This window comes from Tistlia consotensis USBA 355 (assembly GCF_900177295.1).
In the GTDB taxonomy this organism is placed as follows: Bacteria; Pseudomonadota; Alphaproteobacteria; order Kiloniellales; family DSM-21159; genus Tistlia; species Tistlia consotensis.
Window position 1 is genome coordinate 1 of record NZ_FWZX01000002.1, and the last position, 13,401, is coordinate 13,401.

At 73.7% G+C, this 13,401-nt stretch carries 10 protein-coding genes; 5 read left to right on the plus strand and 5 right to left on the minus strand.

Annotated features, from left to right (window positions below):
- Nucleotides 1-554: helix-turn-helix transcriptional regulator (locus B9O00_RS03615; RefSeq protein WP_085121090.1), on the plus strand; the 554-nt coding region annotated here is incomplete at its 5' end.
- 81 nt (nt 555-635) lie between these two features.
- On the opposite strand, the gene B9O00_RS03620 is transcribed toward B9O00_RS03615, so the two are convergent.
- A complete protein-coding gene (locus B9O00_RS03620) occupies nt 636-1,439 on the minus strand; it encodes an enoyl-CoA hydratase (protein ID WP_085121091.1) in 804 nt (267 codons plus the stop codon).
- Between the two features lie 11 nt (nt 1,440-1,450).
- Complete coding sequence (locus B9O00_RS03625; protein ID WP_085121092.1) at nt 1,451-1,720, minus strand: hypothetical protein; 270 nt, start codon at nt 1,718-1,720, stop codon at nt 1,451-1,453.
- A 347-nt stretch (nt 1,721-2,067) separates the two neighbouring features.
- Between B9O00_RS03625 and B9O00_RS03630 the strand changes: the two genes are divergently transcribed.
- Nucleotides 2,068-3,372: an Nramp family divalent metal transporter gene (locus B9O00_RS03630; RefSeq protein WP_085121093.1), complete on the plus strand. Its 1,305-nt coding sequence runs from the start codon at nt 2,068-2,070 to the stop codon at nt 3,370-3,372.
- Between the two features lie 15 nt (nt 3,373-3,387).
- On the opposite strand, the gene B9O00_RS03635 is transcribed toward B9O00_RS03630, so the two are convergent.
- Genes B9O00_RS03635 through B9O00_RS03645 form a run of 3 tightly spaced genes read right to left on the minus strand, consistent with a single transcriptional unit; the run spans nt 3,388 to nt 6,643 of the window.
- Nucleotides 3,388-3,825 (minus strand): universal stress protein, encoded by a 438-nt coding sequence (locus tag B9O00_RS03635; protein WP_085121094.1) that lies wholly within the window; start codon nt 3,823-3,825, stop codon nt 3,388-3,390.
- Between the two features lie 27 nt (nt 3,826-3,852).
- Nucleotides 3,853-6,345 (minus strand): plasma-membrane proton-efflux P-type ATPase, encoded by a 2,493-nt coding sequence (locus B9O00_RS03640; RefSeq protein ID WP_179243935.1) that lies wholly within the window; start codon nt 6,343-6,345, stop codon nt 3,853-3,855.
- A gap of 13 nt (nt 6,346-6,358) precedes the next feature.
- On the minus strand, nt 6,359-6,643 hold the full coding sequence (locus tag B9O00_RS03645) for a hypothetical protein (RefSeq protein WP_085121095.1): 285 nt from the start codon (nt 6,641-6,643) through the stop codon (nt 6,359-6,361).
- 181 nt (nt 6,644-6,824) lie between these two features.
- Here B9O00_RS03645 and ppc point away from each other — a divergent pair, with 181 nt between their 5' ends.
- The 3 genes from ppc (at nt 6,825) to B9O00_RS03665 (ending at nt 13,339) form a co-directional block, all read left to right on the plus strand.
- Nucleotides 6,825-9,605: a phosphoenolpyruvate carboxylase gene (gene ppc, locus B9O00_RS03650; protein WP_085121096.1), complete on the plus strand. Its 2,781-nt coding sequence runs from the start codon at nt 6,825-6,827 to the stop codon at nt 9,603-9,605.
- Between the two features lie 186 nt (nt 9,606-9,791).
- Nucleotides 9,792-11,726 (plus strand): hypothetical protein, encoded by a 1,935-nt coding sequence (locus tag B9O00_RS03660; protein WP_089229667.1) that lies wholly within the window; start codon nt 9,792-9,794, stop codon nt 11,724-11,726.
- Entirely contained in the window at nt 11,723-13,339 is a 1,617-nt protein-coding gene (locus B9O00_RS03665; protein ID WP_085121099.1) for a PEP/pyruvate-binding domain-containing protein, read from the plus strand. The genes B9O00_RS03660 and B9O00_RS03665 overlap by 4 nt, the downstream gene beginning before the upstream one ends.
- Nucleotides 13,340-13,401: the final 62 nt, after the last annotated feature.

A 13,401-nucleotide genomic window follows, 5' to 3' on the forward strand; every position in this document is an offset into this window, starting at 1 on the left:
CGAACTGGGCGGCGAGCAGCGGCGGCGGCTTCTTCGAGCGCTCCTGCGGCGAGATCTCGCCGCGCATCCGGGCGCTCGCCATGGACCTCTCGGCGGCAATGGTCCACGCGCCGCTCGCCAAGACCGAGCACGAGCGGCTGCTCGGCGAGCTGATGATCGCCGTCATCGAGCGCTTCTCGCCCTGGCGCAGCGTCAGCCTGCGCGAGGCGGCGCTGGCCGGCGGCGTCGACTGGCGGGTGCGCCGCGCCATCCGGCTGATGCAGAAGGACCCCTGCGCCGCCCCCGACGTCGGGCGCCTCGCCGCCGAGGCCGGCCTGTCGCGCGCCCATTTCTTCCGGCTGTTCGGCCAGTCGACCGGGGTCACGCCCCACGTCTTCCTTAACGTGCTGCGCCTGGAGCGCGCGGTCGCCTCGATCGTCGCGACCGACGAGCCGATCGGCGGGATGAGCGAACGCCTCGGCTTCTCAGTCCCGGCCCACTTCACCCGCTTCTTCCGCGACCACGCCGGCGTCAGCCCTGCCGCCTTCCGCTCGGTCGCAAGGCTCGGCTTCTAGGGGCCTGGAGGCCGGGGCGGGAGGAACGGGTCCGGCTCTGGGCTCCGCCTCCGTCACCACGGCGGCGACGACGCAAGGCCGTCACGACACCGACGTCTTCAGTGCCGCCCGCGCCGCGAGATGCCGCGCCATCGCCGCGCGCGGCTCGTCGGTCTCGAAGGCCTCGGCGAAGGCCTCGACGCCGGCCTCTATCGCGGCCGAGACCGGCAGGTCCTCCCAGTCGCGGATCAGCCGCTTCTGGATGCGGATCGCGCCCGGCGGCGAGGCCGTCAGGCTGTCCAGCAGGCGCTCGACCTCCGCGTCCAGCGCCGTGTCGGGGACGACTCGGTCGAGCAGGCCCCAGTCGGCTGCCCTGGCCGCGTCGAGGGTCTCGCCGAACAGCAGCAGTTCGCGGGTGCGGCCCCAGCCGATCAGCAGCGGTAGCAGGGCCGCCTCGATCACCGAGGGGATGCCGAGGCGGACCTCCGGCATGCCGAGCACGCAGGACTCGCCCGCGACCCTGAGGTCGCAGGCCGCGGCGATCTCCAGGCCTCCGCCGAAGGCGTAGCCGCGCAGCCGGGCAATCACCGGGACCGGCAGCTGGCGGATCGCACGGCAGCAGTCCTGCAGCGCGCCGATGAACGAGCGGGCGGCCTGCGGGTCGCAGATCGCCGCCATCTCACGGATGTCGGCGCCGGCGATGAAGGCCTTCTCGCCGGCCCCGGTCAGCACCACGGCCCTGAGCTCCGGGTCGGCGCCGAGCGCGTCGAAGGCCGCCGCGAAGCGGTGCATCGCGGCCGAGTCGAGGCTGTTCAGCCGGGCCGGGTTGTCGACGGTGACGGTTGCGACCCGGCCGCCCTCGCGCTCGCGCAGTGCCGTCACGATCCGGGTGGTGTCGCCCGCCATCGGCGCCGGCCTCACGGCGCCCGGGTGCGCGCCGCCAGCATGGCGTCGGCGTCCTCGTAGGCCTGCTCGGCGACCTTCTGGGAGCTCGCCGTGAAGCCCTGGGCCCGCAGCCCGGACAGCGCCTGGCCGGCGAACCAGTCGCGCAGGGTCATGTCCTGCACCATCGGGGCCGGCGCCTCGGCGCGCGTCGGCCTCGCCGGCTCCATCGCCAGGGCGACCGCCAGGAAGGCGGCGCCGGTGCCGAGCAGCAGCACGCTCGCGGCGGTCTTGATCTTTGCCATGTCGCTCGTTCCTCCGGATCTCGATCTGTCGCGCCCGCGCCGACCTGCGGCGCCAGACTCCTCCGATCATATAGGTGCGCCCGAGTCCCGGGCGCCGCGGCTCAGCGTCCCCCGGCGGAGGGTCCCGGCGGGTCCATAGAGGCAGGCGATCGATCGGATAGGAATAATCGCTTTCCCAGGGGTCCGCGGATCCTTCACAATTGCAAATTAGACGCAATATAAACTAGACGAGGCGCCGGACCCCGTCCCGCCGACGCGCTTCCGCCCCGACCGCCCCCGAGGCGACCGGGCTGGCGGCCGGGCCGGCGGCGGGGCAGGGGACGGCGCCGCAGACCGGGTGATCCGCCATGAGCAGCATCACGTCTCCGCCGAGCCTTTCCGACCGCACCGTCGTCTCGATCCGCGACGTCCTGGGCGGGCGCCGCCGCGGCCTGCGCTCGGCCCTGCTGTTCGCCGGCCCCGCGGTGATCGCCTCGATCGCCTACATGGACCCCGGCAACTTCGCGACCAACATCCAGGCCGGCGCCGGCTTCGGCTACGCCCTGCTCTGGGTCGTGCTGGCCGCCAACCTGGTCGCCATGCTGTTCCAGGCGCTTTCCGCCAAGCTCGGCATCGTCACCGGCCGCAACCTGGCGGAGCTCAGCCGCGAGCGGCTGCCGCGCGGCCTGGTCTGGCCGATGTGGGCGGCCAGCGAGCTGGCGGCCATGGCGACCGACCTCGCCGAGTTCCTGGGCGGCGCCCTGGCGCTGTCGCTGCTGCTCGACCTGCCGCTGCTCGCGGGCATGGTCGTGACCGGGATCGCGACCTACGGCCTGCTGCTGTTCGAGAAGCAGGGCTTCCGGCCGATGGAGCTGGTCATCGGCGGCCTGGTCGCGCTGATCGGCCTCTGCTACCTGGCCGAGCTGCTGATCGCGCCGGTCGACTGGGCCGGTGTCGCCGGCGGCCTGGCGGTGCCCTCGATCCCCGACGGCGGGGCCCTGACCATCGCCGTCGGCATCATCGGCGCGACCGTCATGCCGCACGCCCTCTACCTGCACTCCGGCCTGACCCAGGGCCGCGTCGCGGCCCGCGACGAGGGCGAGCGCGCCCAGCTGCTGCGCTTCTCCAACCGCGAGGTCGTGGCCGCGCTCTCGGTCGCCGGCCTGGTCAACCTCGCCATGGTGATCATGGCCGCCGCCGCCTTCCACGCCGGCCACAGCGAGGTCGCCGAGATCGAGACGGCCTACCACACCCTGACGCCGCTGCTCGGCGCCGGCGCCGCCGCGGTCTTCCTGATCTCGCTGCTCGCCTCGGGGCTGTCGAGCTCGACCGTCGGCACCCTGGCCGGGCAGATGATCATGCAGGGCTTCGTCGGCTTCCGCATCCCGGTCTGGCTGCGCCGCCTGGTCACCATGCTGCCGGCCTTCGCCGTGGTGGCGCTCGGCGTCGACGCGACCCGCGCCCTGGTGCTCAGCCAGGTCGTGCTGTCCTTCGCCCTGCCGGTGCCGATGGTCGCCCTGGTCGTCTTCACCCGCAGCCGCGCTGTGATGGGCCGCTACGCCAACGGCCCGCTGACCCATGCCGCCGCGGTCGCGGGCGCTGCCGCCGTGCTGGCGCTCAACCTCGTGCTGCTGCTGCAGGTCTTCGGGCTGCTGCCGGGCCTGGCGGCGTGACGCTGCGGGTTCGTCTCACGGCACCACGATGACGACGCGCCCGGCCAGGCTGACCAGCTTCTGCGAGACGCTGCCGAGCAGGGCGCCGGCGACCTGGCCGGCGCCGCGCTTGCCGACGACGATCGCCTCGGCCTGCCTGGCGTCGGCGAGCTCGAGGATCGTCCGGGCGACGTCGCCGCGCGCCGACTCGAGATGCACCGAGGGCGCGCCCAGCTTCAGGGCGCGCTCGCGGGCGTCCCTGAGGGCGTTGGCCGACTCCGTCTCGAGCAGCTCCTCGAGCCAGGCGTGCTGGGCCCGGGTGAACTGCCGGAAGACGTCGCCGGGCAGGCCGAGGCCGCCAATGACGTTGACGACCAGCAGGTCGCTGCCCGCCTCCTTGGCCAGGGTCGCCGCGTAGTCGACGGCGCGCTCCGCGCCCTCGGAGCCGTCGGTCGCCACCAGGATGCAGCCCATGCGCGTCTCGCTCCCTCTTCTGTGCGGTCAGGCTGCGCCGGGGTGGATCCGCCGGTGCACCCGTTCCAGGTGGCGCCGGTGCAGCTCGATGCCGTGGCGCATGGCCCGGTAGGTCCAGACCTTGGCCAGGTTGTTGGCCAGCAGCCAGGCCAGCGCGTAGCCCCAGACCATCAGGGCGTAGCTCCAGCCGATCGGCTCGACGAACCAGCCGTAGACGGCGGCCAGGGTGCCCAGCACCTGGGTCGTCTCGGTGGCGACCAGCAGGCGCCAGCTCGGCCAGGGCCGCTGCCAGAACCAGCCCTCGTTGCGGGTCAGGTAGATGGTCATGTGGCCGGCGACCAGCAGCTTCAGGAACATCAGCGTCTGGATCGTCGGGCGCGACAGGCCGAAGTGGCGCTCGGCGACCCAGAACAGCAGGAAGGAGGCGACGACGCCCATGACGCCCAGCACGCTGCTCATGGTCAGCACGCGCTGCATGTCCCAGCGCACCGGCCGCTCGGCGACCCGGACGTTGTCGTAGGCGATCATCAGGATCGGGAAGTCGTTGAGGATCGCCAGCAGGACGATCATCACCGCGGTCACGGGATAGAAGTCGAAGACCAGGATCGACAGGGTCATGAACAGCAGGACGCGGATCGTCTCGGCGATGCGGAAGGTCGCGTAGCCGGTCATCCGCTCGAAGATCCGGCGCGCCTCCTCGACGGCGCTGGCGATCACCGAGAGGCCCGGCGCCGTCAGCACCAGGTCGGCGGCGGCGCGTGCCGCGTCGGTTGCGCCGCTGACCGCGATGCCGACGTCGGCCTGCTTGAGCGCCGGCGCGTCGTTCACCCCGTCGCCGGTCATGCCGACGATGTGGCCGGCGCGCTGCAGCGCCTGGACGATCTTGAACTTGTGCTCGGGAAAGACCTCGGCGAAGCCGTCGGCCGCCTCGATCCGGGCGGCGTCGCCGTCGCCGGAGCCGTCGCTCGGGAAGATATCCTGCGCCGAGACGATGCGGGTGCCGAGTCCGAGCTTGCCGGCGATCTCGCGGGCGATCGCGCCGTGGTCGCCGGTGACCATGCGCACGTCGAGGCCCATGCCGCGGGCCGTCGCGATGGTCTCGGCCGAGTCCTCTCGCGGCGGGTCGAACAGCGGCAGCAGGCCGAGGAAGCGCCAGGCGCCGCCCTCGCCCCCCGGCCCCTCGGCACGGGCCACGCCGAGCGTGCGGAAGCCGCGGGCGGCGAGCCCGTCGGTCGCCGCGCGCACCTGCGCCTCGACCACGACGCCCGGCTTGGCGAGCTCGAGGATCACCTGCGGCGCGCCCTTGGCGATCCGGAAGGTCCCGCCGTCGGCCCGCAGCTCGGCCTCCGCGCGCTTGCGCACCGGGTCGAAGGGATCGAGGTGGAGCAGCTCGACGCCGGCCAGCGCGGCCTCGTCGCCGAGCCCGGCCAGGATCGCCGCGTCGATCGCGTCGGGCGCCTCGCGCTCGCAGGTCAGCGCGGCGGCCAGCAGCAGCTCGTCGCGGTCCTTGGCCGCGACCAGCACCGGGTCGCCCAGGGTCAGCGCGTTCTGGGTCAGGGTGCCGGTCTTGTCCGAGCAGAGGATGTCCATGCCGGCCATCTCCTCGATCGAGACGAGCCGGGAGACGATCGCCTTCATGCCGGCGAGCCTGGCGGCGCCGACCGCCATGGTCACCGACAGAACGGCGGGCAGCGCGACCGGGATCGCCGCGACCGTCAGGATCAGGGCGAACAGCAGGGTCTGGACCAGCGGCGCGTGACGGAACAGCGCGACGACCAGGATCAGCGCGACCAGGCCGAGGGTCATCAGGATCAGGAAGTTGCCGATGCGCAGCACGGCCTTCTGGAAGTGCGAGCGCTGCTCGGCGGTCTCGACCAGCCGCGCGGTCTTGCCGAAGAAGGTGTTCATGCCGGTCGCCGTGACCAGGGCGCGCATCTCGCCCTGGCGCACGATCGAGCCGGAATAGGCGACGTCGCCCGGCGCCTTGTCGACCGGCAGCGACTCGCCGGTCAGCGCCGACTGGTCGACGCTGAGGTAGTCGCCCTCGCGCAGCTCCAGGTCGGCCGGCACGATGTTGCCGAGCTTGACGACGACGGCGTCGCCCGGCACCAGCAGGCGGGCCGGCAGGTCCTGCCACCTGCCGTCGCGCAGCACGCGCGCGCTCGGCGCCAGCCGCTGCTTCAGCGCCTGGATGGCGTTGTCGGCCTTGTGCTCCTCCCAGAAGCCGACGCCGGCATTGAGCAGCAGCATCACGACGATGATCGCGAAGTCCTCCCAGCGCTGCACCGCGCCCGAGAGGATCGCCGCGATCTCGATCATCCAGGGGATCGGCCCCCAGAAGTAGCCGAGCAGCTTGCGCAGCGGGCTGACCCGCTCTTCGTGGATCGTGTTCTCGCCGTGCTGCTCCAGCAGGCGGCGCGCCTGCTCGGTGGTCAGGCCCGTCAGCGGACCCCTCGGAGCCGGCCCGCCGGCGCCGCCGCTCGTCCCCTCGCCGGTCCGCTTCGTCGCCGGGCTCGACACGGCGGCGGCCTTCCTAGCGCGGCCGCTCGATCAGCCGCTCGACCTCGCGCTCGAGGTAGTCGAAGTCCTGCTCGACCTCGGTCTTGAAGCCTTCCCAGGAGCCCTCCGGCTCGGCCTCCAGCCGTGCCAGCTTCTCGCGGGTCTCGGCGAGGCGGGATTCGACGAGGGCGAGGTCGCCGGCGGCCGCCACCTTGTCGCGCGGCGAGCCTTCGGCGAGGCGCTTGCGGTCGGCGCTCATCCGGCTCTCGAGCGTCTCGAGGCGGTGCTGCAACGATTCGAGGTAGGCGGCTCTGGACATGGCGCGCGACCCTCCTGCGTTCGACGTGAGTGAAGCAACAGGCTGCCGGAACGGCCCGGACGGCGAATTGATCGGAGTCAAGCGGAGCTGCGGGCAGCGGCCAGATCGGGGGTGCGCCGGACCGACGCTTGGCCGACAATGGCCGCCGCACTGCAGCAGGCCCGGGGACGCGAGCGACCGCATGGAATCCGAGAACCAGAGCGACGGTCCGGAGAAGGACGCGCCGCTGCGCTACGACGTCCGCCTGCTCGGCCGCATCCTCGGCGAGACGATCCGCGCCCAGGAGGGCGAGGCGGTCTTCGAGACGGTCGAGCGCATCCGCCGCACCTCGGTCAGCTTCCACCGGGAATCGCGCGAGGCGGCGCGGCGCGAGCTGCAGGCGATCCTGAGCGGCCTGCCGACCGACGAGGCGATCGCCGTGGTGCGCGCCTACGGCTACTTCTCGCACCTCGCCAACATCGCCGAGGACCAGCACCACATCCGCCGGACCCGGGCCCACGCCATGACCGGCGCGGCGCCGCGCGAGGGCACCATGACGCGCGCCCTGGAGCGGGCCAGCCGGGCCGGCGTTCCGGCCGCGCGCCTGCAGGCCTTCTTCGACAGCGCGCTCTGCAGCCCGGTGCTGACCGCGCACCCGACCGAGGTCCGGCGCAAGAGCTCGATCGACCGCGAGAACGAGATCGCGCGGCTGCTCGACGAGCGCGACCGCATGCAGCTGACTCCCGAGGAGCTGACCCTCAACCGCAAGGCGCTGCGCCGGGCCGTGCTGATCCTCTGGCAGACCTCGATCCTGCGCGGCACGCGGCTGCGCGTGCTCGACGAGGTCGCCAACGGCCTCGCCCATTTCGACCGCACCTTCCTGACCCAGCTGCCGCGCTTCTATGCCGAGCTGGAGGACCAGCTCGGCGCGACCGACCCGGCCTGGCAGGGCGTCACGGTGCCGTCCTTCCTGCGCATCGGCAGCTGGATCGGCGGCGACCGCGACGGCAACCCCTTCGTCACCGCCGAGGTGCTGCGCGAGGCCCTGCGCCTGCAGAGCGGCCTGGCGCTCGGCTTCTACCTCGACGAGCTGCACCGGCTCGGCGGCGAGCTGTCGCTCGACGACCGTCTGGCCGAGGTTTCGGACGCGCTGCTCGCCCTGGCCGAGCGCTCGCCCGACCGTTCGCCGCACCGGGCGCACGAGCCCTACCGCCGGGCCGTCACCGGCCTCTACGCGCGCCTGGCCGCCACGGCGCGCGAGCTCGACCGCCTGGAGGCGCCGCGCCATGCCGTCGGCGAGGCGCCGCCCTATGCCGAGGCCGCCGAGCTGGTCGCTGACCTCGACGTCGTCTACGGCTCGCTGGCCGCCAACGGCCTCGAGAGCGTGGCGCGCGGCCGGCTGCGCCGCCTGCGCCGCGCCGTCGACGCCTTCGGCTTCCACCTGGCGCCGCTCGACCTGCGCCAGAACTCCGACGTCCACGAGCGGGTCGTCGCCGAGCTGCTGGCCGCGGCCGGCGCCGAGGACGACTACCTCGGCCTCGACGAGGTCGGGCGCGTCGCCCGGCTGTCGGCCGAGCTGGAGACGCCGCGGCCGCTCGCCTCGCCGCATCTCGCCTATTCCGAGCTGGCCAGCGGCGAGCTGGCGACCCTGGGGGTCGCCGCCGACATCCGCCGGCGCTACGGCCGCGACGCTGTGCGCCACACCATCATCTCCAAGACCGACGACGTCTCCGACATCCTGGAGGCGGCGGCCCTGCTCAAGGAGGTCGGCCTGCTGCAGCCGCGCGAGGCGCGGCTGGAGGTCGACATCGTGCCGCTGTTCGAGACGATCGCCGACCTGCGCCGCTGCGGCGAGGTCATGGAGCGGCTCTTCGCCCTGCCGGGCTACCGCCGGCTGCTGCGCTCGCGCGGCGACGTCCAGGAGGTCATGCTCGGCTATTCCGACAGCAACAAGGACGGCGGCTACCTGACCTCGATCTGGGAGCTCTACAAGGCGCAGATCACGCTGATCGAGGTGTTCCGCCGCCACGGCGTCGGCCTGCGGCTGTTCCACGGCCGCGGCGGCTCGGTCGGGCGCGGCGGCGGGCCCAGCTACCAGGCGATCCTGGCCCAGCCGGCCGGCGCCATCCAGGGCTCGATCCGGGTCACCGAGCAGGGCGAGGTGATCGCCGCCAAGTACTCGAACGGCGAGGTCGGCCGGCGCAACCTGGAGACCCTGGCCGCCGCGACCCTGGAGGCGACCCTGCTCGGCCCGGACGAGACGGGAGGGCCGGCGGCGCCCGATCCGGCCTGGCTGGCGGTCATGGAGACGCTCTCGGCCTCGGCCTTCGCCGCCTACCGCGGCCTGGTCTACGAGACCGAGGGCTTCGAGACCTATTTCCGCGAGTCGACGGTGATCGGCGAGATCGCCAGCCTGAACATCGGCAGCCGGCCCTCCTCGCGCACGAAGTCGAGCCGCATCGAGGACCTGCGCGCGATCCCCTGGGTGTTCAGCTGGTCCCAGTGCCGCCTGATGCTGCCCGGCTGGTTCGGCTTCGGCTCGGCGGTCGAGGCCTGGACGGCGGCGCACCCCGAGGACGGCCTCGCCACCCTGCGGGCCCTGTACCGGGACTGGCCCTTCTTCCGCAGCGCGCTCTCCAACATGGACATGGTGCTGGCCAAGAGCGACATCGCCATCGCCTCGCGCTACGCCGAGCTGGTCGGCGACCCGGCCCTGCGCGAGACGATCTTCGGCCGGCTCGAGGGCGAGTGGCGCAGGTCCGTCGAGGCGGTGCTGGCGATCATGGAGCAGGAGCAGTTGCTCGAGGGCAACCCGCTGCTGGCGCGCTCGATCCGCAACCGCTTCCCCTACATCGACCCGCTCAACCACGTGCAGGTCGAGCTGCTGAAGCGGCACCGCGCCGGAGACGCGGACGAGCGGGTCGTCGACGGCATCCGGCTCTCGATCAACGGCATCGCCGCGGGCCTGCGCAACAGCGGTTAAGGCCCGTCGTCGGCCCGAGGCACCGGGTTTCATCGAAATTTCATCGTTCCGCGGTCGGGTGACGGCCCGGAAAACTGCGAATCTCGGCCCGACGTGACGGTTCGGTGACTGATCCAGCGCAAGCCCGGCCGTCATGCGGCCGCCCTAGTCTGGCGGCCTGTCGAGGGCGAGGGACGGAGGGCGAGCGTGACGGTGAAGCCCGGAATCGTCGAGCGGCTGGGCGAGACCGCGGTGCTGCTGCCGGCGCTGATCGGCGAGGCCCTGGCCGCCAACGACCGGATCAAGCTCAGGCTCAGCCTGCTGCAGGAGGCGGCGCTGCGCGCCCGCGCGCCTCACGGCGACACGGTCGCGGCTGCCGTGCCGGATGCTGGCGGCCTCGGCGATCCTGAGCTCGACAGCCTGGTCGCCGGTGCCCGCCTGGTCGGGCCGGGACGGCTGTTCCTGCCCGGGATCGGCCTGCTGGTCGCCGGCCTCGAGGCCGACCTCGCCGCCATGCTGGCGCCGCTCGAGGCGGCCGATGCCGAGGCCGCCCGGCCTTTCGCCGAGCGCGCCGAGATGCTGCGCCGGGGCCTGCCGGCGGCCGAGGGCGAGCAGCTGGAGACCGCCGAGATCGACGCCCTCTGCGCGGCCCGCCGCGGCGGTCGCGACAGCCTGCACCTGCTGGTCATGGACCTGCACAAGGCGCTGAACCGCCTCGCCGCCGAGACCGCGGTCGAGGAGCTGGACGGCGCCCGGGTCCATGCCCTGGAGGAGCGCGACCGGCAGGCGGTCCGCGCCTTCATGTGCGGCCTCAACCGCACGGCGCCGCTCGCCTTCGGCCATCCCGGCCTCGGCACCACGGCGGTGCGCGCCGGCGGGCGCCTGACGATCCAGAACGACATCGGCACGACCGACGCCCACGTGCTGGTCGTGCACCTCGATCCGGGCGCCGTCTCGGTCACCTACACCGACGTGCACCGGCCGCGCGCCAAGTTCTTCCTCTCGCTCTTCGAGGACCAGGCCGTGAGCTGGAGCCCGCTCGCCGAGCAGAGCGGCACCGGCTTCAGCGAGGAGGTCTTCTACCTGGTGACCGGGCGCTGCGCTTCGGACGAGCCCTCGGTGCTGGATCGCTTCCTGGAGTTCCTCGGCTCGCGGATCGTCTTCCTGATCGACTGGAACAAGGCCCGCAAGGCGCTGCAGACCTTCGTCGGCAAGAACGTGGCGATCGAGCTCTTGACCTGGTCGGCGCGCCAGGACTTCGGCCACCGCGCCTTCCTGGCGCTCGGCGGCGCCGACCTGATCTTCGAGGCGGTGCACCGCACGGCGGCGGGGCGCATCCCCTACGGCGTGCGGCTCGACGAGGCGCTGGGCGCCGCCGAGTGCCAAGAGTTCCTGCAGCAGGTCCTGCGCGACACCAGCCAGGGCCTCGCCGCGGGGCGGACGACGCGGCTGATCCGCGACGAGATCCAGGCGGATCTGGCGCGCCGCTTCGAGACCGCCGAGAGCTCGGTCTTCACCGTGCTGGTCCGCCACCTCGGCCTGTCGCGCCTGCTGGCCGGCGCCATCGCCGACCTGCTGGCGACGCCGCAGCTGGCCGATGCCGCCCGGCGCCGCGCCTTCGCCGCCCGCGCCAAGCGGATCGAGGAGAAGGCCGACCTGATGACCCTGGCGGCGCGCGAGGTCTCGGCCCGGCTGCGCGAGGCCGCCGCGCTGCGGCCCGTGATCGACGAGATCGAGAACACCGCCGACGCGCTGGAGGACTGCGCCTTCCTGCTGAGCCTCGCGCCGGAGCCCGAGGCGGCGGCGCTGGGCGCAGGGCCGCTGCTGCGCCTCGCCGAGATCGCCGCCGACAGCGTCGGCCAGCTGGTGCGCGCCGTCGAGGCGGCCTCGCGCCTGCCCGATGGCCAGCGCGCCGACGCCGTCGCCGCGCTGCAGTCGATCGACGCCGTGATCCTGGCCGAGCGCAGCGCCGACGCCGCCGAGCGCGACGCCTACGCCGCCTTCATGGCAGTGCCGGCCGGCGACGCCCGGGCCCTGGTGCTCGGCCTGGAGATCGCCCGCGCCCTGGAGACGGCGACCGACCACCTGTCGCACGCCGCCCTGGCGCTGCGCGACCGCGTCCTGGGAGAGCTCTCGGCATGACCTTCGATCCTCTGTTCATCGCGATGGCCGGCGACGAGGCCGAGGTGACGCCCGAGGCCGGCGGCTCCAAGGCGGCGCAGCTCTGGCGCATGGGCCGCCTCGGCCTGCCGGTGCCGCCCGCCTTCGTGCTGCCGACGGCGCTCTGCGCCGCCGTCAACAGCGGCGAGGCCGGGGCCCTGGCGGCGCTCGACCGGGGCCTCGCCGCCGGCATCGCGCGGCTGGAGGCGGCGACCGGCCGCAGCTTCGGCGACGCGCGGGCGCCGCTGCTGGTCTCGGTGCGCTCCGGCGCCGCCCAGTCGATGCCGGGCATGCTCTCGACCGTGCTCGACGTCGGACTCAACGCCGCGTCCCTGCGCGGCCTGATCCGCCTGACCGGCAACCCGCGGCTCGCCTGGGACAGCTGGCGCCGCTTCGTCCAGCTCTACGCCGAGGTCGTCGAGGGCCTGCCGGCGGCGCCCTTCGAGGCGCGGCTCGCCGAGCTGATCCGCGCCGAGGACGTGGCTGCGGAGAGCGAGCTCGACGGCGAGGCCCTGGAGCGCCTGACCCACGAGTTCCTGGCCCTCGCCGCCCGCCAGCTCGGCCGGCCGCTGCCGTCCGATCCCAGGTCGCAGCTCGCCGCCGCGGCGCGTGCCGTCTACCGCTCCTGGGACGGCCGCCGGGCGCAGGACTACCGCCGGCTCAACGGCCTCGACGGCCTGGCGGGCACGGCCGTGACGGTGCAGGCCATGGTCTTCGGCAACGCCGGCGGGACCTCGGGCGCCGGTGTCGCCTTCTCGCGCGATCCCGCGACCGGCGAGCGGCGGCTCTATCTCGACTTCCTGTTCGACGCCCAGGGCGAGGACGTCGTCGCCGGCCGGCGGCCGCCGGGCAACGGCGAGCGGCTGGCCGCCCGGCTGCCGGCCGTCGCCGCCGCGCTGGCGGCCGGGGCCGAGCGCCTGGAGCGCGAGCTCGGCGACCTGCAGGACATCGAGTTCACGGTCGAGGAGGGGCGCCTCTTCTTCCTGCAGACGCGCGCCGCCAAGCGGACGCCGCGGGCCACGCTCAGGGTGCTGGTCGACTTCGTGCGCGAGGGCCTGCTCGATCCCGCGACGGCGCTGGAGCGTGCCGCGGCGATCGACCTGGACCAGGTCCGCCTGACCCGCTTCGCCGAGCCGGCGCCGGCCGTCGCGACCGCCGTCGTCGCGGCCCCCGGCGTCGCCAGCGGCCGGGCCGCCTTCGACTCGCTGCGCGCCCAGGCCTTCGCCGAGGCCGGCGAGCCGGCGATCCTGGTGCGCCACGACACCTCGACCGACGACGTCGCCGGCTTCGCGGCGGCCGACGGCATCCTGACCGCGGTCGGCGGGCGCACCGCCCACGCCGCGGTGGTCGCGCGCCAGCTCGGCAAGGTCTGCCTCGTCGGCTGTGCCGCGCTCAGGCTCGACCCCGGCGGCCGCAGCGCCACGCTCGGCGAGCGGACGATCGCCGAAGGCGACTGGCTGTCGCTCGACGGCGCCGACGGCTCGGTCACGCTGGGCCGCCGCGCGATCGTCGCCGAGGCGCCCGAGGCCGAGCTCGCGGAGCTCGAGCGCTGGCGCCGGGCGACGGCCGAGCCGGTGGCGCTGCAGGGGGACTGACCGCCGCCGGAGCGGCTGCGACGAAATGCCGTCGCGGCCCTCGAAGGCCTGCCGGCGGGCAC